This window comes from Microbacterium flavum, assembly GCF_018717645.1.
Taxonomy (GTDB): Bacteria; Actinomycetota; Actinomycetes; order Actinomycetales; family Microbacteriaceae; genus Microbacterium; species Microbacterium flavum.
Genome location: NZ_JAFLHG010000016.1, coordinates 1 through 24559 on the forward strand (window position 1 = coordinate 1; position 24559 = coordinate 24559).

General features: G+C 71.6%; 21 protein-coding genes and 1 pseudogene. 11 read left to right on the forward strand and 11 right to left on the reverse strand.

All coding sequences use genetic code 11. From position 1 onward, the window contains the following. The 3 genes from J0P97_RS14265 to J0P97_RS14275 all read left to right on the forward strand — a co-directional run. The coding region (locus J0P97_RS14265) for a helicase HerA-like domain-containing protein (protein ID WP_215488460.1) at positions 1–1733 on the forward strand (1733 nt) is incomplete at its 5' end. Positions 1734–1892: 159 nt separating this feature from the next. Continuing rightward, positions 1893–3584: an SDR family oxidoreductase gene (locus J0P97_RS14270; protein WP_215488461.1), complete on the forward strand. Its 1692-nt coding sequence runs from the start codon at positions 1893–1895 to the stop codon at positions 3582–3584. 9 nt (positions 3585–3593) lie between these two features. Next, on the forward strand, positions 3594–4199 hold the full coding sequence (locus tag J0P97_RS14275) for a GNAT family N-acetyltransferase (protein ID WP_215488462.1): 606 nt from the start codon (positions 3594–3596) through the stop codon (positions 4197–4199). A 381-nt stretch (positions 4200–4580) separates the two neighbouring features. Here J0P97_RS14275 and cydC read toward each other — a convergent pair whose 3' ends face one another. From cydC to J0P97_RS14300, 5 genes are all read right to left on the reverse strand, one after another. After that, positions 4581–6269: a thiol reductant ABC exporter subunit CydC gene (cydC, locus tag J0P97_RS14280; protein ID WP_215488463.1), complete on the reverse strand. Its 1689-nt coding sequence runs from the start codon at positions 6267–6269 to the stop codon at positions 4581–4583. After that, a complete protein-coding gene (gene cydD / locus J0P97_RS14285) occupies positions 6266–8041 on the reverse strand; it encodes a thiol reductant ABC exporter subunit CydD (protein WP_215488464.1) in 1776 nt (591 codons plus the stop codon). Before cydD ends, cydC begins: the two co-directional genes overlap by 4 nt. A gap of 99 nt (positions 8042–8140) precedes the next feature. Beyond that, positions 8141–9172, reverse strand: coding sequence for a cytochrome d ubiquinol oxidase subunit II (cydB, locus tag J0P97_RS14290; protein ID WP_215488465.1), 1032 nt, complete (start codon positions 9170–9172; stop codon positions 8141–8143). Positions 9173–9180: 8 nt separating this feature from the next. Beyond that, a complete protein-coding gene (locus tag J0P97_RS14295; protein WP_215488466.1) occupies positions 9181–10626 on the reverse strand; it encodes a cytochrome ubiquinol oxidase subunit I in 1446 nt (481 codons plus the stop codon). Between the two features lie 148 nt (positions 10627–10774). Beyond that, the gene (locus tag J0P97_RS14300) at positions 10775–11398 is read right to left on the reverse strand and encodes an ArsR family transcriptional regulator (RefSeq protein WP_215488467.1); all 624 of its coding nucleotides are present in this window, start codon (positions 11396–11398) and stop codon (positions 10775–10777) included. Between the two features lie 126 nt (positions 11399–11524). On the opposite strand from J0P97_RS14300, the gene J0P97_RS14305 reads away from it, so the two are divergent. Continuing rightward, positions 11525–12820, forward strand: coding sequence for an alpha/beta hydrolase (locus J0P97_RS14305; RefSeq protein WP_215488468.1), 1296 nt, complete (start codon positions 11525–11527; stop codon positions 12818–12820). Here J0P97_RS14305 and J0P97_RS14310 read toward each other — a convergent pair. The 5 genes and pseudogenes from J0P97_RS14310 to J0P97_RS14325 form a co-directional block, all read right to left on the reverse strand. After that, positions 12774–13379, reverse strand: a complete 606-nt coding sequence (locus tag J0P97_RS14310; RefSeq protein WP_215488469.1) for a P-loop NTPase family protein — start codon at positions 13377–13379, stop codon at positions 12774–12776. The genes J0P97_RS14305 and J0P97_RS14310 overlap by 47 nt on opposite strands. 19 nt (positions 13380–13398) lie before the next feature. Continuing rightward, positions 13399–13506: pseudogene (locus J0P97_RS16030) on the reverse strand (LLM class flavin-dependent oxidoreductase); the annotation flags it as partial. Continuing rightward, the gene (locus J0P97_RS16035; RefSeq protein ID WP_372449724.1) at positions 13503–14042 is read right to left on the reverse strand and encodes a GNAT family N-acetyltransferase; all 540 of its coding nucleotides are present in this window, start codon (positions 14040–14042) and stop codon (positions 13503–13505) included. The gene J0P97_RS16035 and the pseudogene J0P97_RS16030, both read right to left, overlap by 4 nt. Continuing rightward, positions 13976–15061 carry an LLM class flavin-dependent oxidoreductase gene (locus tag J0P97_RS14320; protein WP_215488471.1) on the reverse strand — a complete coding sequence of 362 codons (1086 nt, stop codon included), beginning with the start codon at positions 15059–15061 and terminating at the stop codon, positions 13976–13978. The genes J0P97_RS16035 and J0P97_RS14320 overlap by 67 nt, the downstream gene beginning before the upstream one ends. 56 nt (positions 15062–15117) lie before the next feature. Next, positions 15118–15609, reverse strand: a complete 492-nt coding sequence (locus J0P97_RS14325; protein ID WP_215488472.1) for an FBP domain-containing protein — start codon at positions 15607–15609, stop codon at positions 15118–15120. A gap of 271 nt (positions 15610–15880) precedes the next feature. On the opposite strand from J0P97_RS14325, the gene J0P97_RS14330 reads away from it, so the two are divergent. The 5 genes from J0P97_RS14330 to J0P97_RS14350 all read left to right on the forward strand — a co-directional run bounded on the left by J0P97_RS14330 (position 15881) and on the right by J0P97_RS14350 (position 20664). Continuing rightward, positions 15881–16831, forward strand: coding sequence for an aldo/keto reductase (locus J0P97_RS14330; RefSeq protein WP_215488473.1), 951 nt, complete (start codon positions 15881–15883; stop codon positions 16829–16831). A 59-nt stretch (positions 16832–16890) separates the two neighbouring features. Then, on the forward strand, positions 16891–17691 hold the full coding sequence (locus J0P97_RS14335) for a methyltransferase domain-containing protein (protein WP_215488474.1): 801 nt from the start codon (positions 16891–16893) through the stop codon (positions 17689–17691). Between the two features lie 96 nt (positions 17692–17787). Then, on the forward strand, positions 17788–18522 hold the full coding sequence (locus tag J0P97_RS14340; RefSeq protein WP_215488475.1) for a sulfurtransferase: 735 nt from the start codon (positions 17788–17790) through the stop codon (positions 18520–18522). A 79-nt stretch (positions 18523–18601) separates the two neighbouring features. Next, the gene (locus J0P97_RS14345) at positions 18602–19561 is read left to right on the forward strand and encodes a squalene cyclase (RefSeq protein ID WP_215488476.1); all 960 of its coding nucleotides are present in this window, start codon (positions 18602–18604) and stop codon (positions 19559–19561) included. Further along, on the forward strand, positions 19558–20664 hold the full coding sequence (locus J0P97_RS14350; protein WP_215488477.1) for a DNA glycosylase AlkZ-like family protein: 1107 nt from the start codon (positions 19558–19560) through the stop codon (positions 20662–20664). Before J0P97_RS14345 ends, J0P97_RS14350 begins: the two co-directional genes overlap by 4 nt. A gap of 1 nt (position 20665) precedes the next feature. On the opposite strand, the gene J0P97_RS14355 is transcribed toward J0P97_RS14350, so the two are convergent. Continuing rightward, positions 20666–21754 carry a zinc-binding metallopeptidase family protein gene (locus tag J0P97_RS14355; protein ID WP_308163581.1) on the reverse strand — a complete coding sequence of 363 codons (1089 nt, stop codon included), beginning with the start codon at positions 21752–21754 and terminating at the stop codon, positions 20666–20668. Between the two features lie 124 nt (positions 21755–21878). Between J0P97_RS14355 and J0P97_RS14360 the strand changes: the two genes are divergently transcribed. Both J0P97_RS14360 and J0P97_RS14365 read left to right on the forward strand, forming a co-directional pair. Next, entirely contained in the window at positions 21879–23207 is a 1329-nt protein-coding gene (locus tag J0P97_RS14360; RefSeq protein ID WP_215488478.1) for an O-acetylhomoserine aminocarboxypropyltransferase/cysteine synthase family protein, read from the forward strand. Then, positions 23204–24520, forward strand: a complete 1317-nt coding sequence (locus J0P97_RS14365) for an LLM class flavin-dependent oxidoreductase (RefSeq protein ID WP_215488479.1) — start codon at positions 23204–23206, stop codon at positions 24518–24520. The genes J0P97_RS14360 and J0P97_RS14365 overlap by 4 nt, the downstream gene beginning before the upstream one ends. Positions 24521–24559: the final 39 nt, after the last annotated feature.

The following is a 24559-nucleotide window of genomic DNA, read 5'->3' on the forward strand; positions in this document are numbered from 1 at the left end:
CTCCCGAGGCATCCGCCGCGCCCGAGGCACCCGAGGTGCCCGCCGCGCCCGAGCCGGCGCCCGCCGCGCCCGCCGCGCCCGAGGCGCCTGAGCCCTCCGCCGGCCCGCTCGACGCCGATCAGATCTCCGCGATCACCCAGGGGTACTCGTTCGAGGGGGGCACCCTGGACCTCGGCGCCCTCATGAACACCGACCCCGTCGTCGGCGCGCAGATCCGGATCCCGCTCGGGATGATGAACCGGCACGGGCTCGTCGCCGGCGCGACCGGCACCGGCAAGACCCGCACCCTGCAGGGGCTCGCGGAGCAGCTCGCGGCCAAGGGCGTCCCGGTCTTCGCGGCCGACATGAAGGGCGACCTGTCCGGAGTCGCCACTCCGGGGGAGCCCAGCGACAAGCTCCTCGCCCGGACGAAGGCGATCGGTCAGGACTGGAAGCCGGAGGCATCCGTCACCGAGTACTTCGCCCTCGGGGGGATCGGCAAGGGCGTGCCTGTGCGGGCGACGGTCTCCGGCTTCGGCCCGCTCCTGCTGAGCAAGGTCCTCGGGCTCAACGCGACGCAGGAATCGAGCCTCGGCCTCGTCTTCCACTACGCGGATGCCAACGGGCTCGCCCTCGTCGACCTGTCCGACCTCCGCGCCGTGCTCAGCTGGCTCACGAGCGACGAGGGCAAGGGCGAGCTCAAGGACCTCGGCGGACTGTCGGCGGCGACCGCCGGCGTCATCCTGCGCGAGCTCATCACCTTCGCCGACGACGGGGCGGACACGTTCTTCGGCGAGCCCGAGCTGGATGTGCGCGACTTCCTGCGGACCGCCCCCGACGGGCGCGGTGTCATCTCTCTGCTCGAGGTGCCGGGCGTCGCCGACAAGCCGGCTCTGTTCTCGACGTTCCTCATGTATCTGCTCGCCGAGCTCTACGAGATCCTCCCCGAGGTGGGCGACCTCGACAAGCCGAAGCTCGTCTTCTTCTTCGACGAGGCCCACCTGCTGTTCAAAGACGCCTCGAAGGACTTCCTGTCCTCGATCACGCAGACGGTCCGCCTCATCCGGTCGAAGGGCGTCGGCGTCTTCTTCGTCACCCAGACGCCGAAGGACGTGCCCGGAGACGTGCTCGCCCAGCTCGGATCGCGCATCCAGCACGCGCTGCGCGCGTTCACCCCCGACGATGCGAAGGCGCTCCGCGCGACCGTGGGCACCTACCCGAAGAGCGGCTACGACCTCGAGCGCGTGCTGCAGGAGCTCGGCACCGGCGAGGCCATCGTCACGGTGATGAGCGAGAAGGGCGCCCCGACGCCCGTCGCGTGGACGCGTTTGCGCGCTCCCCAGGGACTCATGTCGCCGACGCCCGACCCCGACATCGAGCGGGCCGTGCACGCGTCGCCCCTCCTCGCGAAGTACGGCACAGCGATCGACCCGGAATCTGCGCGGGAGATCCTCACGGCCAAGATGAACGCGGCCGCGGAGAAGGATGCCGCGGAACAGGCGGCGAAGGCGCAGGCCGCGGCGCAGAAGGAGCTCGACAAGCAGCAGGCCGCGGCGCAGAAGGCGCAGGCCGCGGCCGAGAAGGAACAGCAGCGGGAGTACGACCGGCTGATGAAGGCATCCGGCGGAGCATCGCGGACGCGCACGACGCGCAAGCCCGATCCCTCCCCGCTCGACCAGGTGCTGAACTCGAAGACGACCCAGACGATCCTGAACTCCGTCATCCGCGGGATGTTCGGCACGGGGAGGCGCTGAGACGCGCAGGCGCGGAAGCGCGGACGCGGCGCGCCGCTGCTGACGCCGAGCGTCGCTGTCGCTGTCGCTGTCACTGTCACCGAGCGTCGTGACCTACCGTCGCGGATGCCGGGGCGCAAGCCCGTCGCGTGGGCGGTGGCCCGGACGTAGCCTCGAGCCATGACCGAGTCGTCGACGCACGAGTTGTCCACGCCCACCGGGCGCGAAGAGGCCTTGCGCGCCGCTCCCCGGCCAGGCGGCGAGCCGCCGCTCGCGCTCGTCCTCGGGTCGACCGGCTATCTGGGCGGGCGGCTCGTCCCGCGCCTAATCGCCGCCGGCTACCGCGTGCGCGTGCTGGTGCGCGACCCCGCGCGGCTGGCCGCCTTCGAGTGGTCCGCGGGTGTCGAGTCGGTGACCGGTTCCGCCACCGACGTCGCAGCCCTCCAGAAGGCGTGCGCAGACGTCGACGTGCTCTACTACCTCATCCACTCCATGGGTCAGGGCGCCGGATTCGAGGACGCCGACCGCGAAGCCGCTCAGGCGGTCGCGCGGGCGGCAGCCGCGGCATCCGTCGGCCGCATCGTCTATCTCGGCGGGCTCCACCCCGAGGGCGTCGAGCTCAGCCCGCACCTGCGGTCGCGCGTCGAGGTCGGCGAGGTGTTCCTGCACAGCGGCGTCCCCACCCTCGAGCTGCAGGCGGGCGTCGTGATCGGGTCGGGTTCGGCATCGTTCGAGATGATCCGCCACCTCACCGAGGTGCTGCCGTACATGCCCGCACCGCGCTGGGTGCGCAACTTCATCCAGCCGATCGCCGTGCGCGACGTGCTCTACTACCTCCTGGCCGCAGCGCGCGTACCCGCGGACATCAATCGCGCCGTCGACATCGGCGGGCCGGACGTGCTGCGCTACGGCCAGATGATGAACGGATACGCCGTCGAGGCGGGGCTCCCGCAGCGCCCGATCGCTCCTCTGCCCGTCCTCACTCCCGGGCTCGCATCGCACTGGGTCAACGTGGTCACCCCCGTGCCACGGTCCATCGCCCGCCCGCTCATCGCCTCGCTGCAGCATGACTGCGTCATGGACGACCACGACATCGACACCCTCATCCCGCAGCCGGAGGGCGGCCTCACGCCGTACCGGCGCGCCGTCGCCCTCGCGCTCGGACGGGTCGAGGCCGATTCGGTCGAGACGAGCTGGCAGGATGCCGAGGTCAGCGGCGTCCCGTCGGACCCCCTGCCGTCGGACCCCGACTGGGCCGGCCGGACCGTCTACACCGACGTCCAGGTGGCGCCCACATCGGCACCCGTGTCGGATCTGTGGGCCGTCATCTCGGGGATCGGCGGGACGAACGGATGGTATTCGGCGCCTCTTCTCTGGGCGATCCGCGGCTGGATGGATCGGATCGTGGGCGGCGTCGGGCTGTCGCGCGGCCGGCGGAGCGCGTCGCGCGTCGCGGTCGGCGACGTCATCGACTTCTGGCGCGTGGAGAAGGTCGACCCCGGGCACCTCCTGCGCCTGCGCGCCGAGATGAAGGTACCCGGTCTCGCCTGGCTCGACCTCGCCTGTGAGCCGGACGGGAAGGGCGGCTCCGTCTATCGGCAGCGCGCGGTGTTCTTCCCCTCCGGGCTCCCGGGCCGGCTGTACTGGCTGGCCGTCCTGCCCTTCCACGGCTTCATCTTCAGCGGGATGGCGCAGCGGATCACGCAGGCCGCCGAAGCGGCCGCGCGCGAGGGAGGCGCGCCCGGTGCGGGGGAGTCCGGTGCTGGGATCGACGCGGCCGACCCTGCCGCGGAGTCGGCGGCGGCGGATTCGGCTGCCGCGGAGTCGGCGGACGCGGCATCGGCGGCCGCGGCACCTGCCGCGGCATCCTAAACTCGGCAGATGCCCGTGATCCGTCCCTTCCGCTCCGGCGACGAGCCCGCGCTGTCGGAGATCTGCCTGCGCACGGCGGATGCCGGGGCCGACGCCACGGGTGTCTTCGACGACGACGACCTGTGGGGCGAGGTGTTCGTGATCCCGTACGTGACGCGGCATCCGGACCTCGCCTTCGTCGTCGAGACCGACGACGGCCGCGTCGCGGGATACGTCGTGGGGACGGATGACACGCGGGCGTTCGAGGACTGGTTCGCGGGCGAGTGGTGGCCGCGGTTCGCGCAGCGGTGGCCCCGGCCGACGGCTCCCGAGGGGGAGCGCACGCGTCAGGACGGGACGGTGGCGTACGCGTACGGGCGTCGCGCCGGGGCGGAGCCTTTCGGCGACACCTACCCGGCGCATCTCCACATCGACCTGCTCCCCGAGCTGCAGGGCCAGGGCTTCGGTCGCCGCCTGATCGAGACCCTCGTCGACGCCCTCCGCGACCGGGGTGTGACGGGCCTGCACCTGGCCGCCGACGCGCGAAACGAGGGCGCCATCGCGTTCTACCCGCGCCTCGGTTTCGAACGGATCCCGTCCCACGAGGACGTCGTCGCCTTCGGGCGTACCATCTGACGCGGCCATGTCGCGGGGCCTCGGCTCCGGTGGGGCCGGCGGCGCCACGTGGGGCGTGGTGATCGGTTCCGCGGTCCGCGGTTCCGCGGTTCCGGGCTCTGTTCCGGCCATCCGGGGTTCCGAAAGCAGGGCGGATGCGCACCCCGGGCTCGCGGGGGCGGGGCTGAGGTCGATCGAGCCTGCCGACGGGACGCGGGACGCGGTCGACCGGGCCGATGCGCGGGCAGGCGGATCGCAACGGCCCGATGGCAGGTTCCGGCCATCCGGGGTTCCGAAAGCAGGGCGGATGCGCACCCGGGGCTCGCGGCGGCGGGGCTGAGGTCGATCGAGCCTGCCGACGGGACGCGGGGCGCGTCGCGCGGGCGCTCGAGGCCGCGCCGGTCAGCCGGAGATGCGGCCGTCGACGAGGTGCACGGTGCGGTCGACGAGGCCGGGTGGGACGGCGACATGGGAGATGAGGATGACGGCGCGGTCGGCGTCGACGGCGGAGAGCAGGTCGCGCAGGAGGGCGTCGGATGCCTCGGGGTCGACACCCGCCGTCGGCTCGTCCAGGACGAGCAGCGGGAAGCCGTGCAGGAGCGCGCGGGCCAGCGCGATGCGCTGCGCCTGCCCGCCGGAGACGAGTGCGCCGCGCTCGCCGACCCGCGCGGACAGCCCGCCCCGCTCGCGGAGCCAAGGGCCGAGACCGACGCGGGCGAGCACGGCTTCGAGCTCGGCATCGCTCGCCGTGTCACGCGCGAACAGAAGGTTCTGGCGGATGTCCTCGTCGAAGAGCATCGGATGCTGCTCGCACAGCCCGACCGTCCGACGCACATCGTCCGGATCGAGCATCACGACGTCCGTGCCTCCGATCGTGTACGTCCCCGCCGAAAGGTCCAGGAAGCGCACCAGGACGTGCGCGAGGGTCGTCTTGCCCGCTCCGCTCGATCCCTCGACGAGGACGCGCTCGCCCGGCGCCACGGTGAGGTCCACGTCGCGGAGAGCCTCCGGGGTGTCGTCGCTGGATGCCGGCCACCGCGCCGCCACCCGGCGCAGCACGATCCCGTCGCCCAACGGCGGGGCAGCGGCGGTGGTCGGCGACGGCGAGGGAGGGGAATCGGCGGGGATGCCGGCCGGGAGCTCGTCCGGGACGGCGGCGGCGATCCGCTCGGCGGCCGCCCGCACCTGGCGCCATGAGGCCGCGGCCGCGGGGACGGTGGCGAACACCTCGAACACCGCCATCGGCACGAGCACCGCGACGGCGAACGCCGGTCCCGTGAGCGATCCGTCCCCGACGGCGGGGGCGCAGGCGAGCACGGCGAGGAGCGACGCCGCGGCCGCGAGGAGCGAGACGAGGGCCGCAGTTCCGGCTTGGGCGCCGGCGCGGCGGGTGACGGCGCGCCGGAGGGCGGCGTCGGCAGCGGAGATCCGGCGGGCGCTGGCATCCTCGGCCCCGTACGCGGCGAGGACGTCGAGGCTCGCGAAATGGTCGAGGACCGCATCGGCGAGCCGTGCGCGCAGCGGGGCGACCTCGCGCTCGGCGCGCGATCCGGACGCCCATCCCCACGCGGTCGCGACGAGGGCGGCGACGGCGAGGCATCCGACGAGCGTCAGCGCCGCGGGCGGGGAGACGAACGCGACGAGGATCACCCCGCCGAGGGCGACGGCAGTCGAGGACGCGAGCGGCAGCACGACCCGCAGCGGCAGGTTCTGCAGCTCGTCGACGTCGTCCACGAGCGCGCCGAGCACCGACCCGCGCCGAGTGCGGGTGAGCCCGTCGGGGGCGAGCGGGATCAGCCGGCGCACGAGGTCGCTCCGGGTCACGGCCAGCTGTCTCAGGGCAGCGTCGTGGCTCGCGAGGCGCTCGGTGTAGCGGAACGCGGCGCGGCTGAGGGCGAAGGCCCGCACCCCGACGACCGCCGCGGAGAGGTACATGACCGCCGGCTGCTCGCTCGCGCGGACGATGAGCCACGCGCTGCAGGCGAGGAGGGCGACGGCGGATGCCTCGGAGAGGAACCCCGACGCGGCGCCCGGCCAGAACCGCCGGAGGGGCGGCATGGCTCGGCGCAGGATGTCCGTGGCGGTGGTCATACGGGCACCTCCGCATGACCGGCGATCGGACGCGCCGCGAGGCTGAGGATCCGGTCCGCGATCGCACGCGCGGAGCGGCGATGCGAGACGAGGAGCACGGTGGCCCCGGCATCCGCGACGCCGCGCAGATTCGTCCACAGCCGCGCCTCGGTCTCGGCGTCGAGGGCGGAGCTGGGCTCGTCGAGAGCGATGACCGGGGCGAGCCCGCGGAGGTGCCGGTAGAGGGCTCGCGCGACGGCGACTCGCTGCGCCTGGCCGCCGGAGAGGCCCGCGCCTTGGACGCCGAGCTCCTGCGCGGGGTCGAGTCCGTGGGCCTCGGCCAGGTCCAGTGCGCGCGCGATGAGGGCGGGGTCGCCCTCGCCCGCGGGGTCGCCGAGGGCGACGCCGGCGGCGATCGTGCCGGCGATGAGGCCGGGCTGCTGGCCGGCCCAGGCGAGCCAGTCCGATGCGCGGAGCCGCACCACCGGAATCCCGTCGAGGCTCGCCTCGCCCTCGAAGGAGGCGGCGCCGCGGAGAGCGGCCAGCAGGCTCGACTTGCCGGAGCCGCTCGGGCCCTCGATGAGGGTGACCGTGCCGGGCGCCGCCGTGAACGTCACCGACGGCAGCAGCAGGTCACCGCGGTGGACGCGGAGATCTCGAACCTCGAGCAGCCCGGTCGTCGGCGGGCCGACGGGAGGGTTTCGGCGTTCGGGAGGACCGATGAGGGCCGAACTGCCCTCCCGAGTGCCGATCTCCTCCCGAGCGCCGGTGGAGGCCGGAACGCCCGCGGCGTCCGCTTCGCCCGCGCGGGCGGATGCCGCGTCGAGCACCGCGAACACGTCGTCGGTCGCGGCGACGCCCTCGGCGGCGGCGTGGAACTGCACCCCGACCTGACGCAGCGGCAGGTAGGCCTCGGGCGCGAGGAGGAGGACGAACAGGCCGACCCCGAGCGTGAGGGAGCCGTCCAGGAGGCGGAAGCCGATCGACACCGCGACGATCGCGACCGAGATGGATGCCAGCAGCTCGAGCGCGAAGCCGGAGAGGAACGACACGCGCAGCACGCGCATGGTCTCGCCCCGGTAGGCATCCGTCACCTTCTCGATCGAGGCGGCGGCCCGGTGCTGGCGGCCGAACACCTTGAGGGTCGACAGGCCCTGGACCGTGTCGGCGAAGCGCGCGGCCAGTCGCCCGAGCGTCTGCCACTGCTTCTGCTGCACGGTGCGCGTCGCGAGCCCGATCAGCACCATGAAGAGGGGGATGAGGGGGAGCGTGAGGAGGACCGTGAGCCCCGATACCCAGTCCTGCCACCACATCACGGCGACGAGGACCGGTGTCGCGATGACGGTGAGGACGAGCTGCGGAAGGTAGCGGCCGAAGTACGCGTCGAGGGCCTCGAGCCCGCGCCCGGCCGTGACGGCGAGCTTCGCGGTGTTGCGTCCGGCGAGCCATCCGGGTCCGAGCCGTCCGACCGCACCCACGAGCCGCTCGCGCAGCTGGAGCTGCACCCGTGCCGACGCCCGCGCGGCGAGCGACTCGCGCGCCCAGAGGAGCACCGCCCGGAGCGCGGCGACGACCGCGAGGGCGACGAGCACGGTGGTGAGTTCCGCCCAGGAGGTTCCCCCGATGGCGCGGGTGATCGCCTGCGTCAGCAGCCATGCGAAGGCGACGACGACAGCGGTCTGCGCGACGCCCACGGCAGCGATCGCGACGAAGAACGCGCGCGAGGCGGATGCGTAGCGCACGAGACGCGGGTCGACCGGTCGTACGCGCGCGGATGCCGCGTCGGATGCCATGGTTCGATCCTGCCTTACGAAACCCGCGCCCCGCCCCCGCCGCCCAGCCCCGGCGAAGCGGTGCCCCGGTGGGGAGGGGAGGCGAGGAGGGGGATGGGGTCAGTGGGCGGAGGCCTCGGCCTTCTCGATCATCGTGCGGGTGATGCGCTTGCGGAACACCCAGTAGGTCCAGCCCTGGTAGGCGAGGACGAGCGGCAGGAAGACGAGGGCCGCCCAGCTCATGATCTCGAGGGTCATCTGCGTGGACGAGGCGTTCGCGATCGTGAGGCTGTTCGCCGGGTCGTTCGAGGCGGGCATGACGTACGGGAAGAGCGCGAGCCAGAGCGTCAGCACCGCGAACACGATCGTGACCGCGCCCGCGGCGAAGGCCTTGCCGTCGCGATCGACCCAGTTGAAGGCGATCGAGGCGAGAAGCGCGACGGCGGCGATCACGCCGCACGCGATCACGGCCGGAAGGAGCGGTGCCTCACGGCCCGCGGCGATGGCGATCGTCCAGACGACGCAGCCCGCAGCGAAGATCACCGTCGGGATCGCGAGCTTCTTGCCCAGCGCCTGCGCGTCGTGGTGGACCTGGCCGTCCGTCTTCAGCCCGACGAAGTACACGCCGTGGAGGAAGAAGAGGAGCAGCGTCGTGACGCCGACCCAGAGCCCGTAGGGGTTCAGCAGGGTGAACAGCGAGCCGGTGAAGTTCTTGTCCGCGTCGATCGGCACGCCCTGCACGATGTTGCCGACGGCGACGCCCCAGAGGAGCGCGGGGACGGCCGACCCGATCGTGATCATCCCGTCGAAGCGACGTTTCCACGCGATGTCGTCGCGCTGATGCCGGTACTCGAAGGAGACGCCGCGGACGATGAGGGCGAGGAGGATGAGCAGGAGCGGCAGGTAGAACCCGCTGAAGAGGGTCGCGTACCACTCGGGGAAGGCGGCGAACAGACACGCGCCGGCAACGATGACCCAGGTCTCGTTGAGGTCCCACACCGGGCCGATCGTATTGATCACCTGACGGCGGGAGACCTCGTCCTTGCCGAGGAACGGGAGCGACATGCCCACGCCGAAGTCGAAGCCGTCGAGGACGAAGTAGCCGACGAAGAGAACTCCGACGATGAAGAACCAGAGGGTTGCGAGGTCCATGTCAGCTCCTAGTACACCGTCGAAGGCGTCTCTTCGACCGAGAGGTCGGACGGGTCGGGGGCGCCGGGGTCGGGCAGGGGGGCAGGCCCTTCGCGCACGGTCTTGAAGATGAGGCCGAACTCCACGATCGCCAGCGAGAGGTACACGAGGGTGAAGGCGACGAGCGAGATGAGGACCGTCCAGCCGGGGACGTTCGGCGAGACGCCGTCCTGCGTGAGCATCAGCCCGAAGACGATCCACGGCTGACGGCCCATCTCGGTGAAGATCCAGCCGACGAGGATGCCGAACAGCGCCAGCGGCGCCTGCCAGATCGCGAGCTTCCACATCCACCCGGCAACGGGGCGCTTCGCGCTCTTTCGCGTGACCCAGAGGCCCGCGGCGGCGATCGCGGTGGCGAGGATGCCGAAGCCCATCATCCAGCGGAACGACCAGTACGTGACCCACAGGATCGGCGCGAAGTTGCCGTCCACCTGATCGGCGAACTGCGGGAACATCTGCGTCGCATACAGGTGGTTGAGGTCGTTGATGCCTTCGACGCAGCCGGTGAAGTCGTGCGTCGAGAGGAACGCGAGGGCGTAGGGGACCCGGAGCGACCAGATCTCACCCGTGCCGTCGGGGGTGCCGATCGAGAAGATCGAGAAGGAGGCATCCGCCCCGCAGGCGGAGTTGAAGAGCGCCTCGGCGGCGGCCATCTTCATCGGCTGGGTCTCGACCATGACGAGGCCGAGCTGGTCGCCGGAGAGGAAGACGGCGACGAAGCCGATGATCATGCCCCACAGTCCGAACTTCAGCGCCGGGCGCATGGTCTCGAGGTTGCGCCCGCGGGAGAGGTGCCATGCGGCCGCCGCGATCACGACGCCGGCGGAGAACATCAGTGCCGCCGAGATGGTGTGCGGGAACTGGGTGAGGGCGACCGGATTGGTGAGGACCGCCCCGAAGTCGGCCATTTCGGCGCGGTGTCCCGAGGCGGACATCTGGTAGCCCTTGGGGTTCTGCATGAACGCGTTCGCGGCGAGGATGAAGTACGCCGAGAGCCACGTGCCGACCACGGTGATCCAGATGGTCGCCAGGTGCACGCCCTTGGGGAGCTTGTTCCACCCGAAGATCCACAGGCCGATGAAGGTCGCCTCGAAGAAGAAGGCCATGAGGCCCTCGAAGGCCAGCGGGGCGCCGAACACGTCGCCGACGAAGCGGCTGTAGCTCGACCAGTTCATGCCGAACTGGAACTCCTGCACGATCCCGGTGACGATGCCCATCGCGAAGTTGATCAGGAAGATCTTCCCGAAGAACCGGGTGAGGTGCAGCCACGTGACGTTCCCCGTGCGGTACCAGATGGTCTGGAAGATCGCCACGAACAGGGACATGCCGAGGGTGAGGGGCACGAAGATGAAGTGGTAGAGCGTCGTCAGGCCGAACTGCCAGCGGGCGAGCAGCAGCGGATCCAGGAAATCCATCTCGGTCCTTCCTCATGGTCGGGAGGTCTGAGCCCCCGTCTTCCTTGTGACTGAAGGTACACAGGGAGTGCTCAGGTCTGTCAGGGGTGGGCCGTGAAAAAGCCCACGACCCGGGTGCGGGACTCGGGTGTGCGACCCGGAGCGCGGGTCAGGGCTTCTGCGCGGCGTGCAGCAACTGGACGATGCACTCGCGCGGGTCGCACGAGGAGCGCATCCCGTCGACCGACAATGGGCCCTCTGCGGAGCTCAGGACGCTCTGCATGATGCTCAGGTGCACGCTGCAGAGGACGTCGCGGTGGGATGCCTGGGACGAGGCGTGCGCGCAGGGGGTCAGTTCGACCGTGAGTTCGTCCTCGTCCACGAGGGGGTCGAAACCGGCATCCACGAGGTCCTCCACGAGAGCATCGATCTGGTGGAGCGCGGCCGTGTCGAGTTCGGGCGCGGAGCCGGGGATGACGCGGCGCATGAGGTCGCCGCGGTCGGCGGCGGCACGGGCCTTGCGCCGCTGCACGGGGCTGCAGGAGGTGACCCCGTCGGTCGCCGAGTAGAGGACGCGGGGGCGCCCGCGGGTCGTCCGATGCTCGGTCTCGGAGACGACGTAGCCGTCCTCCATGAGCCGCTGGAGGTGCTCGCGCACGGTATTGGGGTGCAGCCGTGTCGCGGAGACGAGCTCGGAGACGGTGCGGTGATCGCGATCCTGCACGAGATGGAGGATCTCGACGCGCGAGTAGCTGGAGATAGCGCTGTAGCCCGTGGGGCGACCTGTGGTCATACCACTATTATTCACGGCATCCTCGGAGAACACCAGCGTCGATGCCCGGGGGTTTCTTCCGGCCCGACGGAAAGCGCGTCCGGGGCATTCAGCGGGATCTCGGTGAGCGGGTCATAGAGTCGCCGCATGGATCTGACGCGGCTGCCGATCGCCGACGGCGCCGTGCCCGTGACGGTCTTCGTGCTCGCCGTCGCCCTCATCGTGGTGCTGGCCGTCCGTCGCTGGACGCCGCGCGCCCTGCTGTGGGCGGTGGGGGGTGCGATTCTGGGCGCCGTGCTCGGCTACGGCGCCTACCGCGTCGTGAACGTGACGAATGTCTTCGGCGACGCTGCTCCGACCTTCGTGTGGCACTGGGCCGCCGCGGCCTTCGCCGCCTCCGGGTTCGCGCTCGGCGGTCTGGTCGCTGCCCGCGCCTGGCGGAGGGTCGTCTCGATCGTCGCGGTCGTCGTGTTCCTCCTGGCGGGCGTGCTCGGGGCGAATATGCGATTCGGTCTCAATCCGACCCTCGGAAGCCTCTTCGGCATCACCTCCACGATCGACCTGCCCACGGACAGCGGCGACGCCACGGGGGCTCCGTCGACGCCGCTCTACGAGTCGTGGACGTCGCCGGCGGGGATGCCGGCGGTCGGTCAGCGCGGGAGCCAGACGATCCCCGCGACCGTCTCCGGCTTCGACGCCCGCCCGGCGGGCATCTACCTGCCGCCGGCGGCGCTCGTGAAGGACGCGCCCGCGCTGCCCCTCGTCGTGATGATGATGGGGCATCCGGGGGGACCCGACGGGACGGTCATCAGCGACGTGCTCGACACGTTCGCCGCGCAGCACGCGGGTCTCGCGCCGATCGTCGTCGTCGCCGATCAGCTGGGCGCCGCGGTCAACGACACCGCGTGCGCGGATTCGGACGCCTACGGCAAGGCCCGCACGTACGTCACCGTCGACGTCGTGAACTGGGCCATGAAGAATCTCCACGTCATCGACGACCCGGCCTACTGGACGATCGCGGGATATTCGAACGGAGGCGGCTGCGCGATCACCTTCGGGGCGCAGGATCCGCAGCTGTGGAAGAACATCTTGGACGTCTCGGGCGAGCCGTTCCCCGGCTCGGAGCAGCCGGCGAACATCACGAAGGTGATCTACGGCGGCAACGGGGCGGCGTTCGAGGCATCCAAACCGGTGAACATCCTCGCGGCCGCCGCACCCGGGAGCTACAGCGGGATGACGGCGGTCTTCACGGCGGGGTCGGCCGACCCCGAGTACATGGCATCCGCGGACACCGTGGCCGCCGCGGCGCGCAGCGCGGGGATGACGGTCGTGCGTGCCGACGTGCCGGGCGCCGGCCACACGGGCGATGCGCTCTCGGGAGGGCTCAGCGCGGGCTTCACGGTGCTTTTCCCGGTGCTGGGTCTGTCGGCTCCGGCCGGCTGAGCGCCGTCGCCGCCAGGGATCGGAGCCACTGCTCCGCCTCACGCACGGAGCCGAGGCGGACGATGTGGAGGTCGTCGTACCGGGCGGGGAGCAGCGGGATCCGCTCCGCATACGTCCGTCTCGTCGACCATGCCCAGCGCACGATGTGCTCGGGGTCGGTGAAGAAGGTGCGCAGCGGCGGCTCGACGTTCCCGTTCCAGAGCTCCTCGCGGCGGAGACGTCGCCGCAGGGTGCGGCGGATGACGCGGGGCAGCGTCACGCGGAGGAACGGGAGGTCGAGCCACACGAGAAGCTCCGCCCGCTCGGCGAGGAGCGGCCGCGCGTCGGAGTACTGCCATTCGGTGATCCACGCGTCGCCCGCCACGAGCCCGCGGACGTCGGACAGGAACTCCGCGCGCGGCTCCCACCCGCTGCCGTGATAGAGCGCGTCGATCTCCGTGTGCGGCACGCCGAGAAGGTCACCGAGGCGGCCGGCGAAGGTCGTCTTGCCGACGCCGGAGACGCCCGCGACGAGGATCCGTCGCGGGCGTCCCGGAAGGGGGTCCTGCGCGCCGAGCATGACGCGGAGTCTACGGGGGCTAGCCTTGCGTGTTCGGCTTCCATCCGAGTGCGGGGGCGACGTGCGTCGCGAACTCCTCGACGATGTGCAGGTTGAAGGCGACGCCCAGCTGGTTTGGGAGGATTAGGCGAGCTCAAGACATAGGAGTCCCTCGCGGTCGTCCCATGGCACGGCCGAGACGAATCCGAGCTTCTTATACAGCTGGATCGCCGGTTCTCGCCATTCCCACACTGAAAGCCGAACGGGACGGTCGATGCCCCGGAGAGCCTCGCCGATCAGGGCTGATCCGACACCGCGACCTCGTGCCGCAGGTGTCGTCCAGAACCGCTTGATCTCCGAAGCTCCTGAAGCGGAAGCTCCGACTACGACTAGCCCGCAGTCCTCTCCCTCTGCATTTGCCACGATCACGCGCAGCCCGTTCAACGACTCGGCGGGGTGGGCCACCTCTTGCCGATACCGTTCGGGCAGCGGATCGGTGGGTGGCACAAGACCGTGCTCCGCTTTCTCGGTCTCGGTCTGCCGGAGGTAGTCGTCAAGGAGCGACGAGACAGAAGCGCTGTCTTCCGGGAAGGACGCCTGTCGAAGCACGATCGTGCTCAGAGGGCGCTCCCCGTCTCGTTGAGGGAGTATCCCTCGACGGGGCCTTGCGCGTTCGGCTTCCATCCGAGTGCGGGGGCGACGTGCGTCGCGAACTCCTCGACGATGTGCAGGTTGAAGGCGACGCCCAGCTGGCTGGGGATGGTGAGCATGAGCGTGTCGGCGTTCATGACCGCGGCATCCTGCTGCAGCTGCTCGACGAGCACGTCGGGCGATGCCGCGTACGTCTTGCCGAAGGTCGAGCGGAAGCCGTCGATGTAGCCGATGCCGTCGCCCTCCTGGCTGTGTCCGAAGTAGAGCTCGTCCTCGGCGGTCGTGATCGGGAAGACCGAGCGGCTCACCGAGACGCGCGGGGTGCCGGGGTGTCCGGCCTCGGCCCACGCGGTGCGGAAGCGATCGATCTGCTCGGCCTGCAGGATGTCGAAGGGGCGTCCGTCCGCCTCCGTGACGAGCGTCGAGGACATGAGGTTCAGCCCCATGCGCCCTGCCCACTCCGCGGTGTCGCGAGAGCCTGCCCCCCACCAGATCCGGTCTCGGAGTCCGGGCGACTGCGGTTCGATGCGCTGGAGCCCGCCACCCGAGCCGGCAGGGCCGCCGCCGAACGGCGAGTTCGGGTCGCGCTCCGCGATCCCTTCGCCGCCGATCGCACGCCAGAACTGGTCGAAGTGCTCGCGCGCGAGATCGGCGCCGCGCGGGTCCGCCGCGGTGTAGCCGAACTTCTCGTACCCGCGGACGACCGTCTCGGGTGACCCTCGGCTCACGCCCAGCGCGAGGCGTCCGTCGGAGATGAGGTCGACGGCGGCCGCCTCCTCCGCGAGGTAGAGCGGGTTCTCGTAGCGCATGTCGATGACGCCGGTGCCCATCTCGATGCGCTGCGTCTTCGCCGCGATCGCAGCCAGCAGAGGCATCGGCGACGCCTGCTGCCGCGCGAAATGGTGCACGCGGAAGAAGATGCCGTTCGCGCCGAGCTCATCCATGCCCTGGGCGAGGTCGATCGCCTGGTGCAGCGAGTCTCCGGCGGTGAGCTCGCGACCCCCGCCGAGCGGGCCGTAGTGTCCGAACGAGAGTGTTCCGAAGCGTTGCATGATGGCTCCAACCGTACGCCGGGCGGGTCTATTCCGCTGAATGGATACCGCCCGGCTCAGAGGCCGTCGCGGACGGCGCGCACGAACCCCTCGACGCTCTCGCGCATCGCGATGATGCGGCCCGCGCGCGCGGCCTCCCGGTCGAACCCGGTGTAGGCGAGCGGCGGGAGCTTCCGCGCGTTCTCGTTGCACTGGAATCGATCGCACGCGAGGGTGCCGACCGTGTCGCCGCGCCGGCCGGCATCCCCGACCCGCTTCGCGGTGAACAGGAGCACGTCGTTCGGGAGGTGCACGTCGGCGCACCAGGCGCACTGGGCGCGCGTGCGCGGCTTCGATTCGGCCTGCCGGAGGAGGAGCCCCGTCGGGACCCCGTCGAGCTCGGCGACGACATAGCCGACGAGGGCGAGCTTGCGATCACGGGCCCCGTAGAAGTCGCGCGCGTCCCACGGGGTGTCGGCGAGATCCGACGGGAGAGTGAGGTTCTTGCGCTCGGACTGGGTGACGTTGATGAGGGAGGCGCGGATCTGCGCCTCGGTGAGGGCGTGCATGGCGATGACTTTCATGAGGATCGATGCGGGTGCCGGGCGTGGCCGTCGGCATCCTGAGAAGGGTTCGTCGAAGCGGCGCCGCGCGTGGGAGCACGGGGCGCCGGATCGGGATCATCTCTCGTCGGCGAGGAAACCGCCGACGACCTCCCTCTGGCCGCACGGGCCGCTCATGATCTGCACCCGTCCAGCGTACGCGCGTCTCGACTGCGCGTCTCGGCCCCGCCCGACCTGCGGAGGAATACCGCGCGGTTCGGCGTGCTTGGATCGGAGTATGACCCGCATCGGAACCAGCGACATCGACGTCTTCCCGCTCGCCCTCGGCGGCAACGTGTTCGGGTGGACGGCGGACCGCGACACGTCCTTCGAGATCCTCGATGCCTTCCACGCGGGCGGCGGCGACTTCATCGACACCGCCGACTCCTACAGCGCGTGGGTCCCCGGGCACGAGGGTGGCGAGAGCGAGCGCATCATCGGCGAATGGCTCGCACGACGGCGCCCGGACGGCGTCACCGTCGCCACCAAGGTCAGCCAGCACCCGGCCCACAAGGGACTCTCCGCGGCCAACGTCCGCGGCGCGGCCGAAGCCTCCCTCGAGCGGCTCGGCGTCGAGGCGATCGACCTCTACTACGCGCACTTCGACGACACCGAGACGCCCCTCGAGGAGACGGTCGCCGCCTTCGGTCAGCTCGTCTCCGACGGGCTCGTGCGGTACACGGCCGTGTCGAACTACTCGGCGGAGCGCGTCCGCGAATGGGTGCGGATCGCCCGCGAGCTCGGCGTCGCCGAGCCGGTCGCCGTCCAGCCGCACTACAACCTCGTCCACCGCGAGACCGAGGACGACATCGTCCCGGCGGCCGAGGAGCTCGGGCTCTCGCTCGTCCCGTACTTCGCTCTCGCGAAGGGCTTCCTCACCGGAAAGTACCGGTCGACCGATGCCGCGGGGCACACCTCTCCCCGTGCCGAGGGTGCCGCGACTTACGCGACGCCGCAGGGGCTGCAGATCCTCGACGTGCTTCAGCGCGTCGGTGACGCGCACGGGGTGTCGATGGCATCCGCAGCGCTCGCCTGGCTGCGCGCGAAGCCGACGGTCGCCGCCCCGATCGCCTCGGCCTCGAAGGTCGACCAGGTCGCCGACCTCCTCGCCGGGGCGACGACCGACCTCACCCCGCAGGAGGTGGCCGACCTCGACGAGGTCTCCGAGTGGACCCCGATGGACATGTGACCACCGGCCGATCCCCGAGCGTGTCGCGGGGGCTCTGACGCACGCGCGATGATGGCTTCATGCCCGACGCGTACACCCACGGCCACCACGAGAGCGTCCTGCGCTCGCACCGCTGGCGCACGGCGGAGAACTCCGCCGCGTACCTCCTCCCGGCTCTCGCGCCCGGCGTCTCGATCCTCGACGTGGGTGCCGGACCGGGGACGATCACGCTCGACCTCGCGGCGCGCGTCGCCCCGGGCGTCGTCCGAGGGGTGGATGCCTCCGCAGCGGTCGTCGCGCAGGCCGAGGCCGACCGCGCGGCGGCGGGGATGGCGAACGTCGTCTACGCCGTCGACGACGCCTACGCCCTCGACACCCCCGACGCGTCCTGGGACGTCGTCCACGCGCACCAGGTGCTGCAGCACCTCGCGCGCCCCGTCGACGCGCTGCGGGAGTTCCGCCGTGTCGTCACGCCCGGCGGCGTCGTCGCCGCGCGGGACGTCGACTACGAGGGTGTGATCTGGTGGCCGCGCCTGCCCGGCCTCGACGAGTGGATCCGCGTCTATCTCGCCGCCCACCGGGCCACGAGCGGTGAGCCCGCGGCGGGGCGCGAGCTCAAGGCCTGGGCGCGTGCGGCGGGCTTCCGCGATGTGCGCTCGACGGCATCCGTCTGGCTCTACGAGAGCCCCGCCGAGCGCGCGTGGTGGGGTGGGATGTGGGCGGACCGCGTGCTCCAGTCCGCGTTCGCCGAGACGGTGGAGCGCGAGGGGATCGCCGACCGTGCGGCCCTCGAGCGCATCAGCGCCGCCTGGCGGGAGTGGGCGGCGGACGAGGATGCCTGGATCCTCCTGCCCCACGGCGAGATCCTCGCGCGCGACTGACCGCGACGGACGGCGACGGCGCGCGATGGAGCGCGACCGTGCAGACGCTGCCCGCGCTCGCGGGGGACCGACCCGGGTGCCGCGTAGGCTGGCTCGGTGCGCCCGGTCCTGAACGTCTCCGCCTACCTGTTCACGCGGCTCGCGGATGCCGCGCAGCTGCGCCCCCTCCTCCGGGAGCGCGCCGTCGCGGCGGGGATCGTGGGCACCGTGATCCTCGCCGAGGAGGGGATCAACCTCTTCCTCGCGGGCGCTCCCGACGCCGTTCGAGGCTTTCTCGCGGAGCTCCGTCGCGATGCGCGTCTCGCTGATCTCGCCGCGACGGAGAGCTGGTCCGACGACGTCCCGTTCCGGAAGATGCTCGTGAAGCTCAAGCGCGAGATCATCCGCATGGACCTCCCGACGATCCGACCCGAGGCGGGTCGCGCGCCCGCGGTGGACCCGGCGACCCTCCGGCGCTGGCTCGATGCGGGCCATGACGACGACGGCCGCGAGGTCGTGCTCCTGGACACGCGCAACGCCTTCGAGGTCGACGAGGGCGGCTTCGAGGGTGCGCTGGACTGGCGGATCGACCGGTTCACGCAGTTCCCGGCGGCGGCGGCAGCGCACCGCGACGAGCTCGCCGGGAAGACCGTCGTGAGCTACTGCACCGGAGGCATCCGCTGCGAGAAGGCGGCGCTGCACCTGCGCGCCGAGGGCATCGACGCCCGGCAGCTGGACGGCGGCATCCTGGCCTGGTTCGCGGCGCAGGGGAGCGCCCACTACCGTGGCGCGTGCTTCGTGTTCGACGAGCGCGGCGGCGTCGACAGCACGCTCGCGCCCACGGCGATCTGACGGGGACCTGACGGGCCGATCCGCGCCCTGGCGGGCGGAGTCGGGGTGCCTGTCGGTGGCGGGGCGTAGCCTCGAGCGCATGACCGACGACGCCGTCCTGGAGTGGCTGCTGGATTCCGATCCGATGCTCCGCTGGCAGGTGCAGCGCGACCTGGCCGGCGAGCCGGAGCGGGTCTGGGCCGCCACACGCGCCGAGATCGCGGAGCGCGGCGAGGGCGCCGCGCTGCTGAGCCACCAGGATCCCGACGGGCAGTGGGCGGGTGGGGCGTTCTTCCCCGCCACGATGACAGAGCATCCCACCCCGGATGACCAGCCCTTCACCGCGACGACCTGGACCCTGACCACCCTGCGCGAGGGCGGGCTGGATGCCGGGGCACTCGCGGGCACGGCCGAGAAGCTCCGCGAGAACGCGCGCTGGGAGTACGACGACCTGCCCTATTGGGACGGCGAGGTGGACGTGTGCATCAACGCGATGACGCTCGCCAGCGGCGCGTGGCTCGGGGCGGATGTCTCGGACCTCGCCGCATGGTTCCCCGCGCACCTGCTCGCCGACGGCGGGTGGAACTGCGAGTGGGTGGAGGGGTCGGAGCGCTCGTCGTTCCACTCCACCATCAACGCCGCGCGCGGCATCCTCGCCTACGAGCGTCTGACCGGTGATGCGAGCCTGCGCGCAGCGCGGCACAGCGGCGAGCAGTACCTTCTCGAGCGTCGTCTGCGCTATCGCGCGTCCACCGGCGAACCGGTCGGGCCATGGGCCGATCTCATCGTGTGGCCGTACCGCGCGCCGTTCTCGCTGCTCAAGGCGGTCGACCACGTGACCGACGCCGCCGTCCACGACGGCGTCGCCCCCGACGAGCGCGCCGGCGAGGCCGTCGAGCGTCTCCGCGCGGCGCGGGGCGCCGACGGTCGGTGGCGCCAGGGCGCGCGCCTCGGCGGAGCGACATGGGTGCGCCACGACGTGGACCCCGGCGAGCCGTCGAAGTGGGTGACGTTCTTCGCGCAGCGCGCGCTCGAACGCTGGGACGGGGCGCGCCGATGAGCGCCGTCGCCCTCAGTCGCGGCGACGCGCGCCGCCTCGCCGTCCGGGCTCAGCTGCTCGATGCCGCACGACCGGGCGACATCGTCGAGGTCGCGGAGCAGATCGGCGCGATCAAGATCGATCCGACCGCGACGATCTCGCCCTCCGAGCAGACCATCCCCTGGAGCCGCATCGGGTGGGCGTACGAGGCCGGGCAGCTGCGCAAGGCCGTCGAGGATGACCGCGCGCTGTTCGAGTACGACGGGCACTTCCACGCGGCATCCCGCATGCCCGCCCTCGTCGCCCGCATGCGCGGTCGGGTGTTCCGGGCGCGAGCCGCCGAATGGATGGCGGCGAACGAGCACTTCCGCGCGGACGTGCTCGCCCGGCTCCGCGCCGAAGGGCCGCTCCCGGCCGCCGGGATCCCCGACACGAGCCAGGTCGCGCACACGAACGAGTCCGGCTGGTACGGGTCGAATCAGGTGCCGCGCATGCTGGAGCTGCTCTCCTCTCTCGGCGAGGTGGGCATCGTGCGGCGGGAGGGGCGCCAGCGCGTCTGGGACCTCGGCGAGCGTGTGTACCGCGGCATCCCCGAACGGGAGTACGACGCGGCGGGTGCCGAGCTCGAGGGCCTCCGACTGCAGGCGGCCGGGATCGCCCGGCAGAAGAGCCCCTGGACGCCCGTCGGCATGGCGGGCGAGGCCGCAACCGTCGAGGGGTCGGCCTGGAAGTGGCGGGTCGATCCGGAGGCGCTCGCGAGTCTCGAGGACGACCCGGGCGGGCGAGTGGCGATCCTCAACCCCTACGACGGGTTCCTCTTCGATCGGCCGCGGCTGAAGGAGCTGTTCGGCTTCGACTTCGTCCTCGAGCAGTTCAAGCCGAAGGCGCAGCGCGTCTACGGGTACTTCGCCCATCCGATCCTCGTCGGCGACCGCTTCGTGGGACTCCTCGACGCCCAGCTGGACAAGAAGAAGGAGAATCTCGTCGTCACCGCCGTGCACGAGCTCGGCCCGCTCGAGGCCGTCGACCCACTCGATCCCGAGGAGCGCGAGATGGTGGATGCCGAGATCCGTGATCTCGCGGAGTGGCTCGGCGTCCCGCTCGTGGTCGCCGGCGAGCGGTGAGTCAGGCGCGCTCCGGGTCGCGCGGGGCGAGGGCGAGAGCCACCTGTTCGTCGCTGGTGAGCGGGGCGCGGGTGATGAGCTCGTGGACGAAGCCGAGCTTGCGCTGCACCGGCGTCGTGATCGTGAACGGATAGAGGTCGCCGAGGCCCATCGACCGGTTGACCCGGTTGAAGCCCTGCGACATCGCCGCCCAGTCCGCCAGGACCCGCCCGATCGGCTCATCGTGGTAGGTGCCCCGCGGCACGACGTCCGTATCGCGGAGGGTCGAGGCGCCCGCATCCAACCGCATGCCGATGGCCGCCGCGGTCTGGAGCGTTCCCACGATGTGCAGATAGTGCGCGAAGCTCTCGGCGAAGTCCTCCCACGGGTGCATCGTCGCGTACTCGGAGATGAACGACTTCTGCCAGCCGTCCGGCGCGCCGGTCTTGTAGTGGCGCGCCAGCGCGTCGCGGTAGCTCTCCCGCTCGTCGCCGAAGAGGTCGCGGCACCGCGCCCAGGTGTCGTCGTCGGTGATGAGCACGTTCTGGTAGTAGTGCCCGATCTCGTGGCGCAGGTGACCGAGGATCGTGCGGTAGGGCTCGCCGAGGCGGACTCGGAGCGCCTCCCGGACGTCATCGAGGCTCTCCGCGAGGTCGATCGTGATGATGCCGTTCGCGTGTCCGATGAGGACCTTCCGCCCGTCGGAGCGGCTGGAGAGGAGGTCGAACCCGAGACCGCCGTCTGTCGCGTACCACGGCCGGAGGGGCAGGCCGAGGTCGCCGATCTGGAGCATGAGGCGCCGCTTGGCCTCCTCGACCTTCGCGAGCTTCTCGAGCGCGATCGTGTCGTCCGACGCCGGACGGGTGCGCGTGAGGCGGCACGAGATGCAGCGGCCGGCGGGGGCATCGTCGCGGACGAGCCAGTTGCACCCCCACTCCCGCTCGGAGCACGTGTACCAGGTCGTCCCGTCGTCGCTCGCGCGGTCGCCGCGCAGCGCGATGAACGCGCGAGAGATGACCTGCAGGCCCATCTCGGTGCCGCAGTCGGGGCAGGCGAGCGTGTCGAGGGTGACGAAGCGGCGACACGACGGGCAACGCGGTGTGGTGCTCACGTGATCACCGTAGCCGCCGCCGTCCCGTGTCACACGGCGACATGGGATTGGGTCGGCGGCGCGGTCGGGCGCGACGATGGGGCGCACGCTCGCCCGCTCGGGCGCGAGCGGGAAGGGACCGACGGTGGGCCGGCGAGGATTCACGACACGACAGGTGCACGAGCGCGCACCCGGCGCCACTCCGACGGCGCGCGCGACGCCGATCTACCTCACCGCGGGCTTCGAGTTCGACGACTACGACGACGCGGCCGCGCCCTTCGGGCGCGGCGAAGGGTTCGCCTACACGCGCGTCGGAAACCCCACGATCGAGGCGGCCGAACACACCCTCGCCGCCCTCGAGGGAGGCTCCCAGGCCCTCCTCCTCGCCAGCGGCCAAGCCGCCACGACCGTCGCCCTCCTCGCCCTCGTCGAAGCGGGCGGGCACATCGTCTCGTCCACGCACATCTACGAGGGGACCCGGGGCCTGCTCCGCGACAACATCGCGCGCCTCGGCGTGCAGGCGACGTTCGTCGACGCGATCGACGACGTGGATGCCTGGGAGGAAGCGATCCGTCCCGAGACCCGCGCGCTGTTCGCCGAGTCGATCTCCAATGCGACCAACCGGCTCCTCGACATCCCCGCAGTCGCTGCGGTCGCCCGGCGTCACGGCATCCCGCTCGTCATCGACAACACGTTCGCCACGCCCTACCTGCTCCGCCCCATCGAGCTCGGCGCGGACATCGTCGTGCACTCCGCGAGCAAGTTCCTCGCGGGCCACGGGAGCGTGCTCGGCGGCGCCATCGTGGACAGCGGCCGCTTCGACGCCGCGCGGTCGGGAGCCCTCTTCCCGCACCTCGTCGCGCCCGGGCGCGGGCCGGGCGGGGCTCCCGCGCCGAGCATCGCCGAGCGCGCGGGGGGCGATGCCCGCATCGCCTACGCGCGCGAGAGCGTCGCGCTGCGGTTCGGGCCGACGCCCTCGCCGCTCAACGCCTTCCTCATCGCACAGGGCATCGAGACCCTGAGTCTGCGCGTCGAGCGGCAGAGCGCGAACGCGCTGGCCGTCGCGCAGTGGCTGAAGACCCGGCCCGAGGTCGCGTCGGTCGACTACGTCGGCCTCGACTCGCACCCCGACCACGCGCTCGCCCTGAGGGATCTGCCTGACGGGTTCGGCTCCGTGTTCACCTTCACCCTCCACGGCGGCGCGCAGGCCGCGCGCCGGTTCGTCGAGGCACTCGGGGTGTTCACGCACATGACCCACCTCGGCGACGTGCGCTCGCTGATCCTGCACCCCGCCTCCACGTCGCACGCACTTCTCACGGAGCAGGAGCGCGCCGCGCTCGGCGTCGCGCCGGGAACGCTGCGCGTCTCGATCGGCATCGAGGATGCCGCGGATCTCATCGCCGATCTCGACGGGGCCGCGGCAGCGGTCGGAGCCCGAGTGGGCGCGGGCGACGAGCTGGTGATCGTGGCGTGAGCCGGCCGCAGCACTTCGGCTGGTTCCTCGCGCGCGGGTTCGGCCCGCACGGATGGGGTCATCCGTATCTGGACTGGGACTACGACTGGACCCGGCCCGAGCTCTACCAGCAGTCGGCGCGCGAACTCGAGCAGGCCGGCTTCGATTTCGTGCTCATCGAGGACGCGCCCTCCCTCGGGTCGCCCGAGACGATCGACCTGCGCGTCCGGCACGCGTTCGGCGGCCCGAAGCACGACCCGCTGCTCCTCGCGCCGTACCTCTTCCAGGCGACGCGCCACCTCGGGGTGATCCCGACGGTGAACCCCGCGGCATACCTGCCGTACACGGCGGCGCGCCAGTTCTCGACCCTCCAGCATCTGAGCGCCGGTCGACTCGGGCTCAACGTCGTGACGGACACGGGGAGCGCGCGGCACTTCGGAGATGCGCCGCCCCTCGGCCACGACGCCGCCTACGACCGCGCCGAGGAGTGGCTCGCGGGGGTGCGCGACCTGTGGCGCTCGTGGGGAGAGGGCGCACTCGTCCGCGACGCGGCCTCCGGCGTCTACGCCGACGGCTCGCGCCTCGAGGCCGTCCGCCACAGGGGGGAGCATTTCGCCTTCGACGGGCCGCTCAATGCGATCCCGCTCGACCGCGGCCAGCCCGTCATCGCATCGCCGGGCGGGTCGGGGCGCGGGCTCGCGTTCGCCGGCGCGAACTCCGACATCCAGCTCGCGCTCGCCCCGCTGACCGAGAAGAGCGTGCGCGAGTACCGCGCGCGCATCCACGCCGCTGCCGTCGAGCGCGGCCGCGCGCCGGGCGACATCCGCATCATGTTCGCCATCCAGCCGGTGATCGTGTCCTCGGCTGAGGAGGCGGACCGGCTCGTCGCGGCCTCCGCGCATCCCGCGGACGACGTGCTCCGCCAGATCGCGCAGAAACAGTCCAGCGACCTCGAGACCGACCTCACGACCCTCGACCTCGACGCACCGCTGCCGGCGGCCCTGTTCGCCGAGCACGTCTCGCAGGGATCGCTCCGGCGTCTCACCGGTGATCGCGACGTCGCCACGACTCCGCTCCGCGCCCACCTCACGGCGCTCGCGCGGCTCGGGCGCATCGCGGATCGCAGCGGCTTCGTCGGCACGGCGGAGGAGTTCGCCGACCTCGTCGAGGAACTCGGCGAGTGGGGCAACGACGGGGTGCTCCTCTGGGGCGACCTGCACCCGGTCACCGTTCACCGCACGCTCGACGAACTCGTCCCGATCCTCCGGCGACGCGGCATCCTGCGCCGCGAGTACACCGGGCAGGGCCTGCACGCCGACCTCCGCGCCTTCTGACCTCCCCGCTCCCGCGGTGCCCGCCGCCGCGGTCGTCGC